This is a genomic window from Pseudomonas fluorescens (assembly GCF_900636825.1).
GTDB lineage: Bacteria > Pseudomonadota > Gammaproteobacteria > Pseudomonadales > Pseudomonadaceae > Aquipseudomonas > Aquipseudomonas fluorescens_BG.
Genome location: NZ_LR134318.1, coordinates 2,376,826 through 2,397,203 on the forward strand (window position 1 = coordinate 2,376,826; position 20,378 = coordinate 2,397,203).

General features: G+C 59.0%; 19 protein-coding genes. 9 read left to right on the forward strand and 10 right to left on the reverse strand.

Translation table 11 applies throughout. The annotated features are described in order from the left end of the window. Nucleotides 1–134 precede the first annotated feature (134 nt). From EL257_RS10755 to EL257_RS10765, 3 genes are all read left to right on the forward strand, one after another. Nucleotides 135–1,631: a helix-turn-helix transcriptional regulator gene (locus EL257_RS10755; RefSeq protein ID WP_126362378.1), complete on the forward strand. Its 1,497-nt coding sequence runs from the start codon at nt 135–137 to the stop codon at nt 1,629–1,631. A gap of 136 nt (nt 1,632–1,767) precedes the next feature. After that, the gene (locus EL257_RS10760; RefSeq protein WP_126362380.1) at nt 1,768–2,025 is read left to right on the forward strand and encodes a DUF1652 domain-containing protein; all 258 of its coding nucleotides are present in this window, start codon (nt 1,768–1,770) and stop codon (nt 2,023–2,025) included. Nucleotides 2,026–2,167: 142 nt separating this feature from the next. After that, the gene (locus EL257_RS10765; protein ID WP_126362382.1) at nt 2,168–2,380 is read left to right on the forward strand and encodes a hypothetical protein; all 213 of its coding nucleotides are present in this window, start codon (nt 2,168–2,170) and stop codon (nt 2,378–2,380) included. A gap of 76 nt (nt 2,381–2,456) precedes the next feature. Here EL257_RS10765 and EL257_RS10770 read toward each other — a convergent pair whose 3' ends face one another. The 4 genes from EL257_RS10770 to EL257_RS10785 all read right to left on the reverse strand — a co-directional run bounded on the left by EL257_RS10770 (nt 2,457) and on the right by EL257_RS10785 (nt 5,974). Next, nucleotides 2,457–3,224, reverse strand: a complete 768-nt coding sequence (locus EL257_RS10770; RefSeq protein WP_007911074.1) for an SDR family oxidoreductase — start codon at nt 3,222–3,224, stop codon at nt 2,457–2,459. A 36-nt stretch (nt 3,225–3,260) separates the two neighbouring features. Continuing rightward, entirely contained in the window at nt 3,261–4,328 is a 1,068-nt protein-coding gene (locus EL257_RS10775; RefSeq protein WP_126362384.1) for a phosphotransferase family protein, read from the reverse strand. Between the two features lie 178 nt (nt 4,329–4,506). Beyond that, on the reverse strand, nt 4,507–5,475 hold the full coding sequence (locus tag EL257_RS10780) for a 2-hydroxyacid dehydrogenase (RefSeq protein WP_126362386.1): 969 nt from the start codon (nt 5,473–5,475) through the stop codon (nt 4,507–4,509). A gap of 115 nt (nt 5,476–5,590) precedes the next feature. Continuing rightward, complete coding sequence (locus EL257_RS10785; RefSeq protein ID WP_126362388.1) at nt 5,591–5,974, reverse strand: tautomerase family protein; 384 nt, start codon at nt 5,972–5,974, stop codon at nt 5,591–5,593. A 558-nt stretch (nt 5,975–6,532) separates the two neighbouring features. On the opposite strand from EL257_RS10785, the gene EL257_RS10795 reads away from it, so the two are divergent. The 3 genes from EL257_RS10795 (at nt 6,533) to EL257_RS10805 (ending at nt 9,900) form a co-directional block, all read left to right on the forward strand. Then, entirely contained in the window at nt 6,533–6,715 is a 183-nt protein-coding gene (locus tag EL257_RS10795; RefSeq protein ID WP_126362392.1) for a hypothetical protein, read from the forward strand. Nucleotides 6,716–6,965: 250 nt separating this feature from the next. After that, nucleotides 6,966–8,246 carry an HAAAP family serine/threonine permease gene (locus tag EL257_RS10800; protein ID WP_126362394.1) on the forward strand — a complete coding sequence of 427 codons (1,281 nt, stop codon included), beginning with the start codon at nt 6,966–6,968 and terminating at the stop codon, nt 8,244–8,246. 151 nt (nt 8,247–8,397) lie between these two features. Beyond that, entirely contained in the window at nt 8,398–9,900 is a 1,503-nt protein-coding gene (locus tag EL257_RS10805) for an aldehyde dehydrogenase family protein (RefSeq protein ID WP_126362396.1), read from the forward strand. Between the two features lie 120 nt (nt 9,901–10,020). On the opposite strand, the gene EL257_RS10810 is transcribed toward EL257_RS10805, so the two are convergent. Together EL257_RS10810 and cynS are read right to left on the reverse strand one after the other, a co-directional pair. Beyond that, nucleotides 10,021–10,680: a carbonic anhydrase gene (locus EL257_RS10810; RefSeq protein WP_126362398.1), complete on the reverse strand. Its 660-nt coding sequence runs from the start codon at nt 10,678–10,680 to the stop codon at nt 10,021–10,023. Between the two features lie 60 nt (nt 10,681–10,740). Further along, nucleotides 10,741–11,208, reverse strand: a complete 468-nt coding sequence (gene cynS, locus EL257_RS10815) for a cyanase (protein WP_126362400.1) — start codon at nt 11,206–11,208, stop codon at nt 10,741–10,743. A 119-nt stretch (nt 11,209–11,327) separates the two neighbouring features. Here cynS and cynR point away from each other — a divergent pair, with 119 nt between their 5' ends. Next, entirely contained in the window at nt 11,328–12,212 is an 885-nt protein-coding gene (cynR, locus tag EL257_RS10820) for a transcriptional regulator CynR (protein ID WP_126362402.1), read from the forward strand. 153 nt (nt 12,213–12,365) lie between these two features. Here cynR and EL257_RS10830 read toward each other — a convergent pair whose 3' ends face one another. Next, nucleotides 12,366–12,695, reverse strand: coding sequence for a hypothetical protein (locus EL257_RS10830; RefSeq protein WP_108226457.1), 330 nt, complete (start codon nt 12,693–12,695; stop codon nt 12,366–12,368). A 540-nt stretch (nt 12,696–13,235) separates the two neighbouring features. Then, complete coding sequence (locus EL257_RS10835; protein ID WP_126362404.1) at nt 13,236–15,179, reverse strand: DNA topoisomerase III; 1,944 nt, start codon at nt 15,177–15,179, stop codon at nt 13,236–13,238. A 197-nt stretch (nt 15,180–15,376) separates the two neighbouring features. Here EL257_RS10835 and EL257_RS10840 point away from each other — a divergent pair, with 197 nt between their 5' ends. Continuing rightward, nucleotides 15,377–15,739 (forward strand): DUF427 domain-containing protein, encoded by a 363-nt coding sequence (locus EL257_RS10840; RefSeq protein ID WP_126362406.1) that lies wholly within the window; start codon nt 15,377–15,379, stop codon nt 15,737–15,739. 53 nt (nt 15,740–15,792) lie between these two features. On the opposite strand, the gene EL257_RS10845 is transcribed toward EL257_RS10840, so the two are convergent. Together EL257_RS10845 and EL257_RS10850 are read right to left on the reverse strand one after the other, a co-directional pair. Beyond that, nucleotides 15,793–17,415: an MFS transporter gene (locus EL257_RS10845; protein ID WP_126362408.1), complete on the reverse strand. Its 1,623-nt coding sequence runs from the start codon at nt 17,413–17,415 to the stop codon at nt 15,793–15,795. 198 nt (nt 17,416–17,613) lie between these two features. After that, nucleotides 17,614–19,260 carry a GMC family oxidoreductase gene (locus EL257_RS10850; RefSeq protein WP_126362410.1) on the reverse strand — a complete coding sequence of 549 codons (1,647 nt, stop codon included), beginning with the start codon at nt 19,258–19,260 and terminating at the stop codon, nt 17,614–17,616. Nucleotides 19,261–19,393: 133 nt separating this feature from the next. Between EL257_RS10850 and EL257_RS10855 the strand changes: the two genes are divergently transcribed. After that, the gene (locus tag EL257_RS10855) at nt 19,394–20,281 is read left to right on the forward strand and encodes a LysR family transcriptional regulator (RefSeq protein WP_126362412.1); all 888 of its coding nucleotides are present in this window, start codon (nt 19,394–19,396) and stop codon (nt 20,279–20,281) included. Nucleotides 20,282–20,378 lie beyond the last annotated feature (97 nt).

Sequence of the window (20,378 nt, forward strand, 5' to 3'; positions counted from 1 at the left end):
TTAAAAAACAAAGTCAAAAGATCGCAGCCTGCGGCAGCTTCTACGGGGCAATTTTCGGGTTTTAAACAGCGGCGCACGATCTCGGGCCGCTGCGGTCGTAGTCTTCACATGGGCGTATCACTTGTGGAGATGCAATGAGCCAGGAAGTCCTGACCACCGAAACCAATCGCCGTCAGTTGCAGCAGATCATCGCCGGGCTGTCCGACGGGGTGATTTTGCTGGAGCTGGACCAAAGCATCCTGTGGGCCAACGAAGCGGCACTCGCCATGCACGGTGTCAGCCGGATCGGTGAACTCGGCCACAACGCCACCGAGTACGCGCAGCGTTTCAGTCTGCGCTACCGCAACAACCACACGCTGTCCCCGGAAAATTATCCGATCAGCCGTGCGGCACGCTGCGAAATGTTCAGCGACGTATTGATTGAAATGTCCGCCGTTGACGATCCCGAGCGGGTCTGGGTGCACAGCGTGCGCAGCATGATCCTGACTGATCGCGAGGGTAAGCCCGAGTCGCTGGTGCTCATCATGACCGACGTCACCGATTGGGCCAACGCCGAGCTGCGCTTCGAAAAAACCTTCAACGCCAACCCGGCGCCGGCCGTGATCTGTCGGCTCAGCGATCTGCGCTACATCAAGGTCAATCCGGGGTTTCTGGAGATGACCGGTTATACCCGCGAGCAGGTGATCGGCACGTCGGCTTATGAAATCGACATTTATGAGCAGGCCGAGCGAAAAGAGCTGGCCATCCAGCGCATGCGCGACGTAGCAACCATCCCACAGATGCAGACAGATCTGCGGTTGCCCGATGGCAGCAGCAAGCAGGTGATCGTCGCCGGGCAGCCGCTGCTGCTTAACGACGAAGATTGCATGCTGTTCTCGTTCGTCGACATGGAACTGCGGCACAAGGCCGAGGTGGCGCTGCGCCAAAGCGAAGAGCGCTTTGCCAAGGCTTTTCGCCTGACCCCGGTGCCGATCCTGGTTTGCAGCGCCGATGAACAGCAGGTCATCGACGTCAACCAGGCGTTCCTCGAAACCCTGGCTTACGACGGCGACGAGGTGTTCGGTAAAACCGTGACGCAGCTGGACTTCATCGATGACGATGGCGCGCGCACGCGTTTGTTGGCAGCCCTGGCGAAAAACGGTCGGGTCGATCGCGTGGATGTGCGGGTGCGCAAGAAAGATGCGCAGGTGCTGGAATGCGCGCTGTCCGCCGATACAGTGATTATTCACGACGTGCCGTGCTATCTGCTGGTGTTGATGGACATCACCGAGCGTAAACGCACCGAACTCGAACTGGTGGCCGCCATTGAAGAGGTGATGAAAGACGCCTCATGGTTCAGCCGCACGCTGATCGAAAAACTGGCCAACGTGAAAAAGATCAATTCGCCGCAATTGCCGAGCGTGTCGTTCACTGACTTAACCGCCCGCGAGCGCGATGTGTTGGCGCTGATCTGTGAAGGTTTGGCGGACAAAGAGATCGCCGCGCGTCTCAAACTGGCGCCCAACACGGTGCGCAACCATGTGGCGACGGTGTATTCCAAACTTGACGTGCATAGCCGCAGCGAGGCGATTGTCTGGGCACGGGAGCGCGGTCTGTTTGCTGGCGAGTGGGGCGCCAAGGGGCAGCGGTGAGGTGCAAATGCACTAGTGCAAAGGGTGCAAATGGGGGTGTTGGCGAGGGGGAGGCTGTTCTTAGTCTGGTGACGTGCGATACGGGTCTTTCACGGCCCGGGATCCATCCCTGCGAAGTAACTAAAGGAACAGCTCAATGACCAATCTTGCGCAATTGCGCGCGCAGCTGGAGCAAAGCTTCGCGCCATTGTCGTGCGAGTGCTCGGCCGATGGTGATCATTCACTGACTGTGAAGCTTTACCACCCGGTATCCGGGCAAGTGGATCTGGTGATCAGCGGGTTGAATCTTGCCGCGTTGCGCACTCCAGAGGCCTTGCAGTCGCTGATCGAAGAACTGCGCTACGAACTGCAAAGCAATAACCTGCGAAGCTCCACTGACACGGATATGGCGTAGCCCACAATCGACAGGTAAATAAGGTTGATCGGGCCTGTTTACTGGCACATACCGGCCGGTCGGCTATAAAGAATGAGTGGTCAGGTCTCTCGTGGTCGGTTCGACCGCGGGAGTGGCTCTTTCCTTTATCGCGGGTCGTCCTATGAAAAATCCTGGGAAACGCGTGTTGCCCTTGGCTTTGTTTGTCGCGCTGCTGGCCGGCTGTGCCAGTCCGCCGCCACCTCCACCTCTCGCACCGCCGCCACCGCCGGAACGTACCTGCCAGGTCATGGAAAACACCGAGGTTGCAGGCGATATGTACGTCGATGGGCAAGTCACCCGGCACATCACCACCACGCGCTGCGTCACGCAATAAATTCATACAACCTTCCCTGTAGGAGCTGCCGCAGGCTCGGGCCGCTCCTACAGGGGCGCGTCGGTTTCGCGTGGTATCAGGACAGGAATCCGCCATCCACGTTCAGCGCGACTCCGGTGGTGTAGCTCGACGCATCGCTGGCCAAATAAAGCACCGCGCCGGCCATTTCACTTGGATCGGCCACACGCTTGAGCGGGATCTGCGTCAATGCCTGCTTGAGGATTGCATCGTTTTTTACCAGTGCTGAAGCGAATTTGGTGTCGGTCAGGCCTGGCAGCAGTGCGTTGCAGCGGATGCCGAACTGCGCGCATTCCTTGGCGAAAACTTTGGTCATGTTGATCACCGCGGCTTTGGTCACCGAGTAGATGCCCTGGAAAATCCCCGGTGATATACCGTTGATCGACGCGACGTTGATGATGCTGCCGCCACCGTTTTCCCGCATCAGCTTGCCGGCTTCCACGGACATGAAGAAGTAACCGCGAATGTTCACGTCCACAGTCTTCTGGAACGCGCCGAGGTCGGTGTCGAGTACGTTGCAGAACTGCGGGTTGGTCGCCGCATTGTTGACCAGAATATCGAGGCGGCCGAACTGCTCCTTGATCCCGGCGAACACTTGCGCGATTTGCTCCATTTCGCCGATGTGGCAGGCCACCGCGGTGGCTTTGCCGCCGGCGGCGATGATCGCGTCAGCCACGTGCTGACAGCCGTCGAGTTTGCGGCTCGAAACGATGACGTGGGCGCCTTGCTGGGCCAGCAGTTTGGCGATGGCTTCACCGATGCCGCGGCTGGCGCCGGAAACGAATGCGATTTTGCCGTCGAGGTCGAACAACTGTGTCTTGGACATGGGGTTCCCTTGTGAAAGTCTTGTTATGGGCCTGGATCAGAGGCTGGATTTCTGAATGACCTGCAAGCTCATCTGCTCCAGCAGTTTGTTCATGTGAATGAACTGCGCGAAGCGTTTGTCCTGGGTCTGACCATGGTAGAAGCGGTAGTAGATCTGCTGGACGATGCCGGCCAGGCGGAACAGGCCATAGGTGTAATAGAAGTCGAAATTGTCGATCTGGATGCCCGCGCGTTCAGCGTAATAATCAACGAATTCCCGGCGAGTGAGCATGCCGGGCGCGTGGCTCGGCTGACGGCGCATCAGTTGCACCGGCGCCGGGTCGTCCGCCTGAATCCAGTAGGCGAGCGTGTTGCCCAGGTCCATCAGGGGATCGCCGAGTGTGGTCAATTCCCAGTCGAGCACGCCGATGATCTGCATCGGGTTCTGCGGGTCGAGGATCACGTTGTCGAAACGATAGTCGTTGTGCACGATGCTCGAAGTCGGATGATCGGCGGGCATCTTTTCGTTGAGCCAGGTTTTCACCGCTTCCCAGTGCGGCGCGTCCGGGGTCAGGGCTTTTTCGTAGCGCTCGCTCCAGCCTTTGATCTGCCGGGCGACATAACCTTCAGGCTTGCCCAGATCGCCGAGCCCGCAGGCGTTGTAATCGACCCGGTGCAGCTCGACGAAACGGTCGATGAAACTCTTGCACAGAGCTTCGGTTTTCGCCGAGTCGAGGCCCAGCTCCGGCGGCAGATCCGAGCGCAGAATGATCCCCTTGACCCGCTCCATCACGTAGAACTCGGCGCCGATCACCGATTCATCGGTGCAATGCACGTAGGCTTTCGGGCAATACGGAAAGCCATCGCGCAACTGATTGAGGATGCGGAACTCGCGGCCCATGTCGTGGGCGGATTTGGCCTTATGCCCGAACGGTGGACGGCGCAGGACAAATTCCTGCTCGGGGTATTCCAGCAGATAGGTCAGATTCGACGCGCCGCCGGGAAACTGACTGATCGTTGGGGTGCCGCTCAGGCGTGGAATGTGCGCCTTCAGGTACGGATCGATCAGGCTGGCATCAAGTTCTTCGCCAGCGCGGATACGGGTGGACTGGTCAGTAAGCGCCATGCTTATCCCTTCTGCTTATTTTGGAGGCCAGACATCATTGGCTAATCTAATGGCGCGCCTGGGCAGCCACAAGCGCCGGTGGGTCTTATAGGCTAGCGTGTTGCCGGATAATCAGCGTTTCGAATAGGCCGATGACGCGCCGTCGCAGGCGTTGCCGCAGCCTGCGCCGGCGCCTGGGTCAATGCACGCGCTGGTTATGGTGCTTGGGTGGAAGCGCGATCGGGGTGAGCACCGGTTGCCCGGAGAAAAACGCCACGAGGTTTTTGCCGACCAGTTCCACGGTGCCTTGGGTGGCTTCCGGCGACAGGCCCGCGACGTGAGGTGTGAGCAGCACGTTGCTCAAGCTTTTCAGGGCATCCGGTACTTGCGGTTCGTGATCGAACACATCCAGTGCGGCGCCGGCAATTCGTCGTTGTTCCAGCGCGCTGATCAGATCCGCCGTGGCGATCACACTGGCGCGGGCAATATTGACGATGAAGCCGTCCGGCCCCAGCGCATCGAGCACCGCCCGCGTGACCAGATGCTGGGTGCCAATGCCGCCGGGCGTGGCGACGATGAGGAAGTCCGAGGCTCGCGCCAGTTCGGTCGGTGTCGAGCAGAAGGTGTACGGCACCTCGTTGCGCACTTGACGGCTGTGATAGCTGATCTCCATGTCGAACCCCAGATGGGCCCGTTTGGCAATTGCCAGACCCACCGCACCCAAACCGAGAACTCCCAGGTGTTTGCCGGCCAGCGACGGGCGCATGATCTTCGGCCATTCACCGCGGCGCACGGCCGCGTCACAGCGGGGAATATCGCGCACCAGCGCCAGCAGCATCGCCAGCGCATGGTCGGCCACCGACGAGGCATTGACCCCGGCACCGTTGGTCACTGTGATGCCACGGTTGCTGGCGGCTTGCAGGTCGACCTGTTCGTAACCGGCGCCGATCACCGTGATGATCTTCAGCGCAGGCAGGGCGCTGATTTCCTGCGCAGTCAGACCCAGCGGGCCACGCGTCAATACCGCATCGATGCGACTGCCGTGGCTGGCGATGGCTTGCGCACGTTCGGTTGGCGTTGGCGCGAGGATCAGGTGGAAACCTTGATGTTCGAGGATGGGCAGATAGTCATTGATGGTTTCAACCAGTACCAGAACGGTGGCGGGCATTGCGCGGCTCCTGAGATCAATGGCGGTTCGGTCGCGAAAGTCGTGTCAGAGTGCTGATTCCAGAGCGGTTTGGCAATGCTGGCCGCAGCACCGCTTCAAGCAGTGTAGCGGCGTCTCAAATCACGTATTGGGCGATACCGTTACCAAATGACCAGTTTTCTTTTTTGACTTCCATCAAATTGATGAACACATCTTCCAGCCGCACCGCCAGATGCGTGTGCAGGCTTTCGGCGATGGTCTTGAACAGCAGTTGTTTCTTTTCCACCGAGCGCCCTTCGCTGATGGTGATCTGAATGAACACCACACCGTCGCTGCGCTGAATGCCGAGGTATTGCGGGTCATAGACGAAGTGCTGGGCGTCATGCTCGGTGAGGATCTGGAAATTGTCGTGCTCGGGCACATCGATGCAGCTGCGCAGGGCCGCATAGATATGTTCGCCGACGCGTTTGGCGAAAGTAGGATCGGGATTTCGATGGATGTCGACGCGGACGAGTGGCATGGCGCGAGGCTCTGTGGGGTAGGAGGGCTTCTCTCACGCTAGATCATGCCGGCCAGAATGGAAGTTTTTTTGATGACGCGCCGGTGGGGTGTTGATTCTGCTGCCGACTTCGTCTGAGGCGACCTACGAGTCGCGCAGATTTTGCCTACGAATCTGGCAGATCGGTCTGCTATTCACTCGCTGCTCAAACTGAAAATATGTGCTCAAAGGGCAGTGTGTACATTCGATGAACGAGCAGCGGGAGCGGAATCCATCAATAGCCAAGGAAGGCCAATGCATCTTGATAGCCATGAAAACGTAGCGCTCGAAAGGCTTCAAACAGAAACCCGGAAGCTTGGCGCAGAGAGACGCAAGCTCTTGGCGGAGGTAGCAAAATTGAGGCTTGAGACGTTCCTGTATCCCTTTGTGGTGGGGGCGGGGGTACTAACCGCAGCCGCGACCGCCATAGGGCTTTATCTGAAATTTTGAATGATTGATGCGCGTTGCCGTTGTGCGCTCGTAGCGTTCATTAATGTCACGCGCAGACGCTTATTCTGCGGATCAAAAAGGCAGGTCAGTATGAACACGGAAGAAAGCAAAGCCCGAATCCAACGCATTTATCAAGAGGAGTTCGAGTTCAGGGAAGCCATGAAACCGTTCGAGAGAGCTCAGAGACGGGAAGCGATTCTGCTGCTTGGTCTTGGCATGCTGATGGCCGCGGTCGGGATCGCAATCGCCCTGTTATTGGCCCGAGCTTTCTGACCGTTCTATTTGGCGTGTTGAGTATTGGCATACCTGAAGGCGACATTGTGCGTACCTATTAGCGACAGAAATTTTCCCGAAAACGACGCCTGCCAAATCTGCTCCGCGCAACCATTCCTCAGCTAAGTCTTTGCTTCTGTTGATTTATCGCGGAGAATCGCGCCCCTGTTTCGGCCGGGGCATGTCTGTCGGTTTTTTCCGACGCGTTCTGACCGAGTGGCAAGTGACCGGAATGCGGAGATCCGACCGGATGAATGATCAGGCCAATAGCGTCGACCAGCGCTTCGATGCAGCAGCTCCAACCGAGCTGTCGAGCTGGAATCGCCAGGACACCACCTGGATGTTGGGACTGTTTGGGACGGCCATCGGCGCCGGTACTCTGTTTTTGCCGATCAACGCGGGGCTCGGTGGCTTCTGGCCGCTGGTGATCCTTGCGCTGCTGGCATTCCCGATGACGTTCTACGCGCATCGTGGCCTGACCCGTTTTGTGCTGTCCGGCCGCGAAGGCGCCGACATTACCGAAGTAGTCGAGCAGCATTTCGGCATCAAGGCCGGTGCGCTGATCACCTTGCTGTACTTTTTTGCGATCTTTCCGATCCTGCTGATCTACAGCGTCGGCCTGACCAACACGGTCGCCAGTTTCCTTGAGCATCAATTGCACATCACTCCGCCACCGCGCGCGTTGCTGTCGTTCGTGCTGATTCTGGGTCTGCTGGCCGTGGTGCGCTGTGGTGAACAGGCGATCGTCAAGGCCATGAGCCTGATGGTCTATCCATTCATCGTCGCGCTGCTGTTTCTCGCGGTGTATCTGATTCCGCACTGGAACGGCGGCATCCTCGCCACCGCGACGCACGTGCCGGCACCGTCAGCCTTGCTGCACACGCTGTGGCTGGCCATTCCGGTGATGGTGTTTTCGTTCAATCACTCGCCGATCATTTCGGCGTTTGCCGTGGACCAGAAGCGTCGCTATGGGGTTCACGCTGAACAACGCAGCTCGCAGATCCTTTCCCGTGCCCACGCCTTGATGGTGCTGATGGTGCTGTTTTTCGTGTTCAGCTGCGTATTGACGCTGTCGCCGGAGCAGCTGGCGGAAGCGAAAGCGCAGAATCTGTCGATCCTGTCTTACCTGGCGAACCACTTCAGCAATCCCACCATCGCATTCGCTGCGCCGTTGATTGCATTCGTGGCTATCTCCAAGTCATTCCTTGGCCATTACATCGGCGCGAGCGAAGGCCTAAAGGGCTTGATCGTCAAAAGTGGCAAGCGTCCGGGCGCCAAAGCCCTGGATCGCATCGTTGCTGCGTTCATGCTGGTCGTGTGCTGGATCGTGGCGACTCTGAATCCGAGTATTCTCGGCATGATCGAGACCATCGGGGGCCCGGTCATCGCGGCAATCCTGTTCCTGATGCCGATGTACGCGATCCGTAAAGTGCCGGCCATGGCGCGCTATCGCGGCCAGGCTTCCAACGTATTTGTCACGGCAGTCGGGCTCGTGGCTATCTCGGCGTTGATCTATTCGCTGACGGCATAACTTGATACGCAAGTGAGTTAGTCACACTGGCCGCTGTGCTCCATTGGGCACAGCGGCTTTTTTGTGCCCGGCAGATGTGAATTGAACCCGTGTATTTCAGCCGGTAATCCGCTACATTTTCCGGCCGCACTCTGCATGGTGAATCCGCTTCATGTCTCTCGCACTCGAACGTCTGATCGCTGGCACGCCGATCCCTTTCGCGGGCAACCGCGTCACCGTGGTCAGCCCTGAACTGGCCGCGCGGTTTCAGCCCGGCGACCACTTGTTGGTGGAGCAGGTGAGCGGCGAGTTGTTATTGATCCCCGTCGCGGATCAACACGCGGCGTCGCTGGCGATCGAGCGCGCGGCTGCAGCGTTCTCGGCATTGTCGGCAGTGTCCGACGCGGCGATCAGTCAGTTCTTCGATCTGTTCGCGCAGCGCCTGGAATCTCCCGATTGCTGGGCGCAGATCGAAGCGGCCAACCTGGCTGATATCGAACGGGCCAGGGCGCGCGGTCGCTCTACCACCCGACTGCTTGCCGATGAGCGTATGCGCAATGACATGATCGCCGGCCTGCGTGCCTGGCGTGATGCGCAGCCAACCCGGGGCAAGGTCATCAGTTGCGTCGAACACGATGGCTGGAAAGTCGAACAAGTGGTGTCGCCACTCGGCATCGTCGCCTTTGTTTTTGAAGGGCGGCCGAATGTATTTGCCGATGCGGCCGGGGTCCTGCGCACTGGCAACACTGCTGTGCTGCGGATCGGCAGCGATGCGTTGGGCACCGCGCAAGCGATCGTCGCTCATGCTTTGAACCCGGCTCTGGCCGATGCCGGTTTGCCAGCCGGGGCGGTGTCGCTGGTTGAAAGCGTCAATCATGCCGCCGGTTGGGCAATGTTTGCCGACCGACGTCTGTCGCTGGCAGTGGCGCGTGGCTCGGGCCGTGCAGTCAGTCAACTGGGCAGCATCGCGCAGCAGGCCGGCACCGCCGTCAGCCTGCATGGCACTGGTGGCGCGTGGCTGATTGCCGATCATGCAGCTGACGCAACACGCTTTGCGGCCGTGGTGCGCAACTCACTGGATCGCAAAGTGTGCAACACGCTCAATGTTTGCCTGATCCAGCGCGGGCGCGCGGCCGAGCTGGTGCCGTTGTTCCTCGAAGCGCTGCAGCAGGCGGGCACTGCGCGCGGGCAAAGCTGCAAGTTGCACATTGTCGAAGGCAGCCAAAGTTACCTGCCGAGCGAATGGCAGCAGGGGACAGTCGAGGTCTATCGCGCCGAGGGCTATCAAACCGAAGCCTTGGCCGAGCCCTTGGCCGAGTCCGAGTTGGGCCGCGAGTGGGAATGGGAAGAAACTCCAGAAGTCAGCCTGATGATCGTCGATGATCTGGATCAGGCCATCGCATTGTTCAACCGCTATAGCCCCCAATTCACAGTGTCGTTGATCAGTGAAGACGCTGCGGCTCATGAGCGCTTTTACAACGCAGTGAACGCGCCATTCGTGGGCAATGGCATCACCCGTTGGGTGGATGGCCAGTACGCACTGAATAAACCGGAGTTGGGACTTTCGAACTGGGAGAGCGGACGGCTGTTTGCGCGCAGCGCGATTCTGTCCGGTGACGGCGTGTTCACCGTGCGCAGCCGCATGAGCCAGACAGACCTCAGCGTAAAACGCTAACCAGGAGCGTTCATTCAGAGGCTGATGCGCTTTGTTGGAGCTGCCGCAGGCTGCGATCTTTTGACTATGTAAAAAAGGATCAAAAGATCGCAGCCTGCGGTAGCTCCTACAGATGTGTTTTCAGGCAGCATCCACTGATTGGGCGTGGATCGCGCAGGTCGCCGGTTGCTCGGCCAGCGGTACAAAGGTGCGCCGATCAGACGACAGTGCGTCGATCGAGCCGGTCTCGATGTCATACACCCAGCCATGCAAATTCAGCAGGCCTTTTTCCTGCGCCAGACGCACGCTCGGGTGGGTCTGAATGTTCGCCAGTTGCGCGATGACGTTTTCCCGCACCATGGAGCTCAGTTTCGCTGCGTCACTGGCGTGCGACCGTGCCTCGTTCACCACTTTTGCCGATTCGGCATGTTGTAACCAGCCACTGACGGCGGGCAGGTGGTCCATGCACGTGCATTTCGCAATCGCGGTCATTGCGCCGCAATCGGAGTGACCGCAGATTACGATGTCGCTCACGCCGAGTACCGCCACTGCATATTCCACCGTCGCCGAAACGCCGCCCGGATGCGGGCTGTAGGACGGTACGATATTGCCGGCATTACGGATCACGAACAGCTCGCCGGGTTCTTGTTGGGTCAAAAGCTCCGGCACTACGCGGCTGTCGGAACAGGTGATGAACAGCGTGCCAGGTTGCTGCGTCGTCGCCAGGTGTCTGAACAGCTCGGTGCGTTGTGGGAAGGCTTCGTTCTGGAATTTCAGGAAACCGTCGATCAAGGCTTTCATGGGCAGGTTCTCTTCAAGGGAAAGCGGAAGGCCCGCACCCAGGGCACGGGCCGGGGCGCATCAGAACGGACGCAGCGGCAGGAATTTACCGTCGAGGGTGACCACAGCGCGGGAGCCGCCTTCCGGGTCTTCGACTTTTTTGATGTCCAGTTTGAAGTTGATTGCGCTGATGATGCCGTCGCCGAACTGCTCGTGAACCAGGGCTTTAAGGGTAGTGCCATAGATCTGAATCATCTCGTGAAAGCGGTAGATGGTCGGATCAGTCGGCACGCCGCCAAGGCTGCCGCGCAAGGGAATGATCTGCATCGCTGCCACATCGTCGGCGGGCAGTTCAAGTTTGTCGCCGACGACCTTGGCGGCGTTTTCCGGCAGTGGATGCTGGCCGAGCAGGGCGGCGGTGACATAAGCCAGGCTGAGGCCGGTGCCGTCAGCGAGATCCTGCCACGAGAAGTCTTTACGTGCCTTGGCGTCGAGAATGCGGGTGGTCAGGGCCAGGCTGGTGTCGTTATAGGCGTGGGACTGTTGCATGGTGTCACTCCGTTCAGGGGATGGCTTGGTGTGTGGAAGCCATCTTGTGCTCGGCGATCCATAACGTCCAAGACCCATATACAATGCTTTGCATAAGTCCTGCCTATAGGTGGTTTCCCGTGCTGTTGCGACATTTGCGTTATCTGTTGGCCGTTGCCGATCACGGCGGCTTCACCCGAGCGGCCGAGGCGCTGCATGTGTCGCAGCCGACGCTGTCGCAGCAGATCCGCCAGTTAGAGGAAAGCCTGGGCGTCTCTCTGTTTGATCGCAGTTCGCGCACGATCAAAGCCACCGATGCCGGCGCGGCTTACATCGAATGCGCGCGGCGGGTGCTGGTGGAACTGGAGGCGGGCAAGCGCGCCTTGCATGACGTGAGGGATCTATCGCGAGGAACGCTGCGCCTGGCAATGACGCCGACGTTCATGGCGTACCTCGTCGGGCCGTTGGTACGGGACTTCGCCGCGCAGTATCCGGGCATTCACTTGCAGATTTTCGAATTGTCGATGGACGATATCGAGGCAGGGCTGATGGGTGATTCGCTGGATGTTGCGATTGCATTCACGCCTGTGCGCAATTCGGACATCGAATGCATCCCGGCATTTACCGAGTCACTGGCGGTCATGGTCGGGCGCGAGCATCCGCTTTATGACAGCCATTCGGTGCTGACTGTGAATGACCTGGCGCAGCTGGATTTCGCCCTGTTGGCCCCTGAGTTCATCACGCGGTTATCGGTCGATGAGTTTTTTCGCCAACACGGGATTACGCCTAAGGTGCGGATCGAGGTGAACTCGGTCAGTACTTTGCTGGAGGTGTTGCGCTGTTCGCCAATGGCAACGATGTTGCCGCAAGCGATTGCGACAGAGGATCGAGCGCTGCGCAGTTTGCGCGTCGAGCATGAGCCGCCGCAGCGCGGAGCGGCGCTGTTGCGGCGCAAGAACAATTATCACAGCGCGGCAGCGGTGGCGTTTATGAATCTCGTCCTTGAAACCGGCAATCCCGTGTAGGAGCTGCCGAAGGCTGCGATCCTTTGATTTTGGTTTCTAAAAACAAGATCAAAGGATCGCAGCCTTCGGCGGCTCCTGCACGGGCCATGCGACAAATAAAAAGGGCCTGCTTCTTTTATGGAAGCAGGCCCTTTTTAATATTGAAGTTTTGAATCAGCAGAACCGATCAATCACCCGGACTTCGTTTTTATTCTGCATCGAGTCCCACGCCTGTTTCAGCGTTTGCAGGACATTACCGATGAAGTCCTTGTCGGCCGCGGCTTTCTTGCCGACATAACCGTGGCCACGGCGGTACATCTTCAGGCGGGCCAGCAGGTTTTGGTGGTTACGGTCGAATTCTTCTTCACCAGCGTGGGGCGCCAGGCAGTCGATGTGTACCTGGCCCGACTTGCTGATCCAGAGAATGTGGCTGTCGTGGCTGTCTTTTTGTGCCGCGAACATACGAGCCAGTTCTTCGATAGTAGGTTGATTGTTCAGATTCATGATTTGCCCCTTGACCAGTGTGGTGATCTTTCAAAGTTGATTCGCTAATACAGGTAGCCCATCGGTTAGTTGATCCCTGGCACCGAAACCAGGACGTCAGCGCTCGCCCGTGTGGAATACGGGGTCGTGCATCTGTTGCATGTAGTCGTGTTGAATAACTGCTACGCAATAGCGTCACAACGAGGAGAAGCAGCGAAAACCGGGAGGCTTCTTGTTGACACTTTCAGTGTCTACCACAAGCGTCTTGAGAATTTTCGCCAGCGCTTCTCGTCCTTGTACTGGACGTTCAGGCCAGGTCAGCTTCTTCAATCTGCCTTGTGGGCAGCGTGTATCCGGAAAAAACAACTCGGCGGTCAGACGAGTTTGCTCAAGCGTGTTACCCGTGTTCCCGATCGGGGAACGTCTTCATCATGCAAAAGCAAAACGATGCCGTCAACGGTTTTGTAGTGATTATTTTCAAGCACTACATATTGTCGGACAAAGCTGTTTTGGAATGAGAAAAGGTCGGTCCGCTGATGGGGGCAGGGCACCGCGAACGGCTTAACGGGCCGCCGGTCTGGCGGTACGCTTGCGCGTGCCGGTGGTTTTGCTGGCGTTGGATTTGCGCTTTTTCTTCCATGGCGCTGCGGCCTTACCGGTAGGAGCCGGGCCGCTGATGGTCAGGCTCAGGGCTGAGCAGCGGCTGACCTGCTTGCTCATCCACGCCGCTTGTTTGGTGACGAATTCTTCGAGACTCATTTCGCCGCTCTGCACCATATCCAGTGCCTGCTCCCAGATCGCGGTGGTGCCGGGATCGGCTATCGCCCGGGGCACCGCATCAATCAGGCTGAACGCGGCCGGTGTAGCAGCCAAGGCCTTGCCGTTCTTCACCAGATAACCACGGTCCAGCAAACCCTGAATGATCGACGCACGGGTGGCTTCGGTGCCGATCCCCGTGGTGTCTTTGAGTTTCTGTTTTAGCAGTGGGTCTTCAACCAGTTTGGCGACGTTCTTCATCGCCTTGATCAGATCACCCTCGGTGTAGGGTTTTGGCGGTTGAGTCCAAAGATCCTTGAGCTTCACGTCGGCGACAATGCATGCGATGCCTTCGGTCAATGCCGGCAAGGTTTGCGGGGCGGGCGCTTCGCGGCCTTTGGCGGGTGCCAGAGCTTCCGGCAAGGCGCGCTTCCAGCCCGGTTCAATGATCTGTTTGCCCACTGCGCGCAACGCCTGACCCGCGCAATCGAAATCGGCCTGCGTGCGATCGTACTCATGATTAGGCAGAAACTGCGCCAGATAGCGCGCGCGAATCAGCGTGTACACCGCACGGTGTTTGCCGCTCAAGCGGTCGAGATGCTTCGCTGCCGCCGTTGGAATAATGCCGTGGTGAGCGCTGACCTTGGCGTCGTTCCAGGCCCGCGAGCGGCGCTGCGGTTCGAGAAAATCTTGCAGCGCCTCAAGACCGGGATCGGCTTGACGCAGCGCAGCGAGAATTCCCGGCGCCTCGCTGTGCTGGCTCACCGGCAGATAACCGCAATCGCTGCGCGGGTAGGTGATGACCTTATAGGTTTCGTAAAGCGCCTGGGCAATATCGAGTGTTTCCTGGGCACCGAGGCCGAGTTTTTTCGAGCAGACTTCCTGCAAGGTGCCGAGATCGAAGGGCAGGGGCGCCACTTCGCGCATCCGCTCGGTTTTCAGTTTGGCCACACGAGCACTCTCGGCATTGGCGATTGCCGCCGCGGCTTGCTGGGCCAGTGTCTGATTCAGGCAGCGATCCTGATCATCGGTCGCCTCGGACGGCGCGCGCCACTGCGCGGTAAACGCAGTGCCTTGATGCAGCAGATCCACGTCGATGGCCCAATAAGCCACAGGCACGAAATCGGCAATGCTGCGATCGCGATCCACCACCAGTCGAAGTGTCGGCGTCTGCACGCGGCCGACCGGCAACACACCTTGATAACCCGACTGTCGTCCAAGCAGGGTGAACAGGCGGCTCATGTTCATGCCGATCAGCCAGTCCGCCCGCGAACGACCCAGCGCAGAGTGATACAGGCTAAAGGTCTCGGCGCCAGGCTTCAAAGCGGCCAGTGCCTTGCGGATCGAGGCTTCATCCAGCGCCGACAGCCACAAGCGGCGGATCGGCCCGCGATAGCGGCAGTGCTCGACCAGTTCCCGGGCGATCATTTCGCCCTCACGGTCGGCATCGGTGGCGATGATCAGTTCGCTGGCTTCGCCGAGCAGGCGTTTCACTGCTTTGTACTGGCTGGCGGTGCGCGGCTTGACGGTCATTTTCCACTTGTCCGGAATGATCGGCAGATCCGCCAGCACCCAGCGTTTGTAGCGAGCGTCGTACGCGTCCGGAGGTGCGGTTTCGAGCAAATGGCCAATGCACCAGGTCACCGTGACATCCGTCCCCAACCAGCAGCCGTCGCCGCGCCGCCGGGCGCCGAGCACGGCAGCAATGTCTTTGGCCTGGGAAGGTTTTTCACAGAGGTACAGCCGCATGACTACCATCGCTGGTTGGTTTTTGTGGAGGGCACAGGATGGCCGGAGTCGGCGGCGGGAGCAACTTTTATCTGTATGGATATACAGATGAAATCATTTCCGAACATGAGGTCGTGCCGTTCAGCCGTAATCCCGGCCCGACTCCGGCCCATCAGCTATACCTGAACCGGTCTCTTCGCCGTATTCAGGAGAACTCCATGACAAGCCCAAGTCCTGTGATCAGGCTCGAACAACTTACCGGCTGCCTGCTGGTGAAATTCCATGGCATCCAGGTCGCCGCGTCCTCCCATGCGCTGATCCTCAACGAAGCCAATTACCCGCCGGTTTATTACATTCCTCGCGAAGACATCGACGAAAGATATTTCGCCCGCACCGACCACACCAGCTATTGCCCGTACAAGGGAGATGCCAACTATTTCAGTTTGCAGGTGCCGGGGCATGAAGGCGCAAATGCGGTTTGGACGTACGAAAACCCGAAGGTCTCAGTGGCGCCGATCCGCGACTACGTGGCGTTTTATCCGGATCAGGTGAAGTTCGAAGTGATTACGGCCCAGATCTGAGCCATGAAAAATGGCGAGAGAATCACTTCCCTCGCCATGGTTGCAGACTGCCGTCAGTTCTTGTCCAGATCGATGTTCTTCGTTTCGCGCAAACAGATCATTCCCACCACCAGGCTCACCCCGGTAATCAACACCGGGTACCACAGTCCATAGAAAATATCCCCGGTGTACACCACCAGCGCGAACGACACGGTCGGCAAGAATCCGCCAAACCAGCCGTTGCCGATGTGGTACGGCAGCGACATCGAGGTGTAGCGAATACGCGTCGGAAACAGCTCGACCATCAGCGCCGCCAGCGGGCCGTAGCACATGGCCGAGATGATGATCAGCGCGACGATCAGGGCAACGATCATCGGCTTGTTGATCTGCTGCATGTCTGCCTGCTGCGGGTAGCCGGCGAGGGTGATCGCGCCGCGCAGTGCCGACTCATCGAAACCGTCCAGTTTCACGTCGCCGACACTCACTTGCACGGCGCTCCCGGCAGGCGCAGCGACGCTGGAGTAGGGCAGGCCTTGCTTGACCAGAAAGGTTTTGACCTTGTCGCACGGGCTGTCGAATTTCGCCTTGCCGACCGGATCGAACTGGAAGGTGCAAGTCGCCGGATCCGCCACCACCGTGATCGGTGCCTGACGGCTGGCCTGATCGATTGCCGGGTTGGCGTAATGCGCCAGGGATTTGAAAATCGGGAAGTACAGCGCGGTCGCCAGCAGCAGGCCAAGCATCAATACCGGTTTGCGCCCGACCTTGTCGGACAGCCAGCCGAAAAAGATGAAGAACGGCGCGCCGATCACCACGCTGATGATCAGCAGACCGTTGGCCACCGCCGGGTCCATTTTCAGGAACTGGGTGAGGAAAAACAGCACGTAAAACTGCGCGGCGTAGAAGGTCACCGCTTGCCCGGCATTGATGCTGAACAGCGCGATCAACACCACTTTGAGGTTTTCCCATTTGCCGAAGGATTCGCGAATCGGCGCCTTGGAGGTTTTGCCTTCTTCTTTCATTTTCAGATAGGCCGGCGACTCGTGCAGGCTTAGGCGAATCCAGGTGGAAATGCCCAACAGCACAATCGACAGCAGGAACGGAATCCGCCAGCCCCACACTTCAAACTGATCGCCGGTGAAATAACGGCAACCGAGCACTACCAGCAGCGACAGTAGCAGGCCCAGGGTCGCAGTGGACTGAATCCAACTGGTGTGGAAGCCGCGTTTGCCCATCGGTGCATGCTCGGCGACGTAAGTCGCAGCGCCGCCATATTCACCGCCCAGGGCCAAGCCCTGAAGCATGCGCAGCACCACCAGAATGATCGGCGCGGCGATGCCGATGCTGGCGTAGGTTGGCAGCAGACCGACGCAGAATGTCGCCACGCCCATCAGGATTATCGTTGCGAGGAACGTGTATTTGCGCCCGATCATGTCGCCCAATCGCCCGAACACCAGCGCCCCGAACGGACGGACGATGAAACCGGCAGCGAACGCCATGAGCGCAAAGATGAACGCCGTGGTGTCGTTGACTCCGGCGAAAAACTGTTTGCTGATCACCGCCGCGAGCGCGCCGTAGAGGAAGAAGTCATACCACTCGAACACCGTGCCCAATGAAGAGGCGAAGATGACTTTCTGCGTGGCGTTGCTGGTGCTGGCGGCGCTCGCGGCGTCCAGCGGCTGAGCGTGTTCTGACATATCGGTATCCCTCACAGTGATTGTTTTTGTTGTTCCACTGGTGTTGCGTGTCCGGGTGATGCCTTGAATTAAACGCGGTCCCTTGTAGGAGCTGCCGCAGGCTCGGGCCGCGATCGGACGATCTTTTGATCTTGCTTTTGATCCGGAAAATCCAAAGTCAAAAGATCGTCCGATCGCGGCCCGAGCCTTCGGCAGCTCCTACAGGGGGTGGGCCAGCTCCAATTTTGCGGTGTTGCTTTTAATGCTGGGGTTGAGGATCAGCTGAGCGGCCTTCTCGGCAATCATCAGCGTAGGCGAACAGGTATTGCCCGAGATGATTTTCGGCATGATCGAGGCGTCGGCGACGCGCAAACCGGGCACGCCATGCACGCGCAACTGTGCGTCGACTACCGCATCACCGTCATTGCCCATGCGACAGGTGCCGACCGGATGGAAAATCGTCGTGCCGATTTTCGCGGCGGCTTCGTGCAACTGTTCTTCGCTTTGCAACTGCTCGCCCGGCAGATACTCCACCGGTTTGAACGCTTGCAGGGCGGGGGCGCTGACGATGCGACGGGTCAGGCGAATCGCATCCGCCGCGACGCGCAAATCCTCCGGGTGACTGAGGTAGTCAGGCTGAATCAGCGGTGGCTCTTGGGGATTCGCCGAGCGAATTTCGATGCGCCCGCGACTCTGCGGACGCAGATCGCACACCGATGCGGTGAATGCCGGAAAGCTGTGCAACGGTTCGCCAAAACGCTCCAGCGACAGCGGCTGTACGTGATATTCGAGATTCGCCGAGGTCTGCTCCGGCCCCGACCGCGCGAACGCGCCCAGCTGGCTCGGCGCCATCGACAACGGCCCGCTGCGGTCATATAGATAGCGCAGGCCCATACCCATCTTGCCCCACACGCTGCCAGCGATCTGATTCAACGTGCGCGCGTTTTCCAGTTTGTAGATCAGCCGCAACTGCAAGTGATCCTGCAGGTTGCCGCCCACCCCCGGCAGCTCATGGATCACGCCGATGCCGAGACGCTCCAGCAGCGGTCGCGGGCCAATCCCGGAGCGCTGCAAAATGCTCGGCGAGCCGACCGAGCCGGCGCACAGGACGATTTCCTTGCGCGCCCTGAACTGTTTGATCTGGCCTTGGTGTTGCGCGCTGACTTTCGAGGCGCGGCCGTTTTCCATCAGCACCCGATCCACTTCAACGCCGGTCAGCACAGTCAGGTTCGCCCGGGCGCGCACCGGTTTCAAAAAGGCCTTCGCGGCGTTCCAGCGCACGCCGGCCTTCTGATTGACCTGAAAGTAACCGCAACCTTCGTTGTCGCCTTGGTTGAAGTCGCTGATGCTGGCGATACCGCTTTGTTCGGCAGCGCTGCGGAACGCATCCAGAATCGGCCACGACAAGCGTTGTTGCTCGACCTGCCATTCGCCTTGGCCGCCATGGAATTCGGCGCCCCCAGCGAAGTGGTTTTCACTTTTCTTGAACAGCGGCAACACGTCGTTCCAGGCCCAGCCGGGATTGCCCTCGGCCGCCCAGCCGTCGTAGTCGTTGGCCTGGCCGCGCATGTAGATCATGCCGTTGATGGAGGAGCAGCCGCCCAGCACTTTGCCGCGCGGATAACTCAGTGCACGGCCATTGAGGCCCGCCTGTTCTTCGGTTTTGAAGCACCAGTCGGTGCGCGGATTACCGATGCAGAACAGGTAACCCACCGGAATGTGAATCCACGCATAGTTATCGCGTCCGCCCGCTTCGAGCAGCAAAACGCGGTGCTGCGGATCTGCCGACAGCCGATTGGCCAGCAGGCACCCTGCGGGGCCGGCGCCGACCACGATGTAGTCGTATTCATCAAGGGAAGTCTGCATTCCCTGACCTCGCTTTTTGTTTTTATTGTCGGACACTCTAGTTGTTAGCTTTCGTCAAAAGAATGTTAGTTTTTGCGCAGCCGCTGTGCGTTTCTGAACAGTGCACCAAGACCTTAGCTCACAAGGACACGCTATGTTCGACTGGAATGACCTGCGGTTTTTTCTCGAACTGCAACGCAGTGGCCGCCTGCTCACCGCCGCGAGGCGCCTCAACACCACGCACGCTACGGTTGCACGGCACATTGAAGCCATCGAAAAAAGTCTCGGCACCGCGCTGTTTGTCCAGCATGCGCAAGGCTACGAGATGACACCCGCGGGGGAGGCGCTGCTCAAGCATGCTGAAGCGATGGAAAATGTTGCGTTGCTGGCGCAGGAAGAAATCACCCAATCGACCGCGCCGCTGGGCAAGATTCGCGTCGGTGTCACCGAAGGGCTGGGGATCAGATTTCTCGCGAGTCGCATGATCGGCTTGTTCGAACGCTATCCTGGCCTGGAAGTGGAACTGGTCGCTGTGCCACGGTTTGTCAGCATCCTCAATCGTGAGGCTGAGATCAGCATTCACCTCGAGCGGCCGGCGGCGGACATGCTGGTGACGCGCAAACTCACCGACTATCGCCTCGCGCTGTACGCCAGCCAGGCCTATCTCGATAAAGCCGCGCCGATTCTCAGCCGCGAAGACCTCGGGCGACAGGCGTGGATCGGCTATGTGGATGATTTGCTGTTCAGTCAGGAGTTGATGTTTCTCAACAGTTTCTGCCGAAGTCCACGCGTTGTGTTTCACAGCACCAGCGTCATCGCCCAACAGGAAGCGGCTCGCTCGGGATTGGGCATTGCCGTGCTGCCGTGTTACATGGCCGCGTCCGATCCGGGGCTGGTGCCGCTGCTGCCCGATGAAAGCATCGAGCGTAGCTACTGGATCAGCACGCGGCGGGAGTTGCACAAGTCGGTGCGGCTGCGGGTGGTCTGGGATTATGTGGTGGAATTGTGCGAGGCGGAGCAGGGCTTGTTGCTTGACCTCTGAAGATCAAAAGATCGCAGCCTTCGGCAGCTCCTACACCGGTCCTTGTAAAAGATCGCAGCCTTCGGCAGCTCCTGCTTTTATCTCTGTAGGAGCTGCC

What these genes read in the sequence shown, in the direction of transcription:
- EL257_RS10755 (WP_126362378.1), top strand. Translation starts at nt 135, where the DNA reads ATGAGCCAGGAAGTCCTGACCACCGAAACCAATCGCCGTCAGTTGCAG.
- EL257_RS10760 (WP_126362380.1), top strand. Translation starts at nt 1,768, where the DNA reads ATGACCAATCTTGCGCAATTGCGCGCGCAGCTGGAGCAAAGCTTCGCG.
- EL257_RS10765 (WP_126362382.1), top strand. Translation starts at nt 2,168, where the DNA reads ATGAAAAATCCTGGGAAACGCGTGTTGCCCTTGGCTTTGTTTGTCGCG.
- EL257_RS10770 (WP_007911074.1), bottom strand. Translation starts at nt 3,224, where the DNA reads ATGTCCAAGACACAGTTGTTCGACCTCGACGGCAAAATCGCATTCGTT.
- EL257_RS10775 (WP_126362384.1), bottom strand. Translation starts at nt 4,328, where the DNA reads ATGGCGCTTACTGACCAGTCCACCCGTATCCGCGCTGGCGAAGAACTT.
- EL257_RS10780 (WP_126362386.1), bottom strand. Translation starts at nt 5,475, where the DNA reads ATGCCCGCCACCGTTCTGGTACTGGTTGAAACCATCAATGACTATCTG.
- EL257_RS10785 (WP_126362388.1), bottom strand. Translation starts at nt 5,974, where the DNA reads ATGCCACTCGTCCGCGTCGACATCCATCGAAATCCCGATCCTACTTTC.
- EL257_RS10795 (WP_126362392.1), top strand. Translation starts at nt 6,533, where the DNA reads ATGAACACGGAAGAAAGCAAAGCCCGAATCCAACGCATTTATCAAGAG.
- EL257_RS10800 (WP_126362394.1), top strand. Translation starts at nt 6,966, where the DNA reads ATGAATGATCAGGCCAATAGCGTCGACCAGCGCTTCGATGCAGCAGCT.
- EL257_RS10805 (WP_126362396.1), top strand. Translation starts at nt 8,398, where the DNA reads ATGTCTCTCGCACTCGAACGTCTGATCGCTGGCACGCCGATCCCTTTC.
- EL257_RS10810 (WP_126362398.1), bottom strand. Translation starts at nt 10,680, where the DNA reads ATGAAAGCCTTGATCGACGGTTTCCTGAAATTCCAGAACGAAGCCTTC.
- cynS (WP_126362400.1), bottom strand. Translation starts at nt 11,208, where the DNA reads ATGCAACAGTCCCACGCCTATAACGACACCAGCCTGGCCCTGACCACC.
- EL257_RS10830 (WP_108226457.1), bottom strand. Translation starts at nt 12,695, where the DNA reads ATGAATCTGAACAATCAACCTACTATCGAAGAACTGGCTCGTATGTTC.
- EL257_RS10835 (WP_126362404.1), bottom strand. Translation starts at nt 15,179, where the DNA reads ATGCGGCTGTACCTCTGTGAAAAACCTTCCCAGGCCAAAGACATTGCT.
- EL257_RS10840 (WP_126362406.1), top strand. Translation starts at nt 15,377, where the DNA reads ATGACAAGCCCAAGTCCTGTGATCAGGCTCGAACAACTTACCGGCTGC.
- EL257_RS10845 (WP_126362408.1), bottom strand. Translation starts at nt 17,415, where the DNA reads ATGTCAGAACACGCTCAGCCGCTGGACGCCGCGAGCGCCGCCAGCACC.
- EL257_RS10850 (WP_126362410.1), bottom strand. Translation starts at nt 19,260, where the DNA reads ATGCAGACTTCCCTTGATGAATACGACTACATCGTGGTCGGCGCCGGC.
- EL257_RS10855 (WP_126362412.1), top strand. Translation starts at nt 19,394, where the DNA reads ATGTTCGACTGGAATGACCTGCGGTTTTTTCTCGAACTGCAACGCAGT.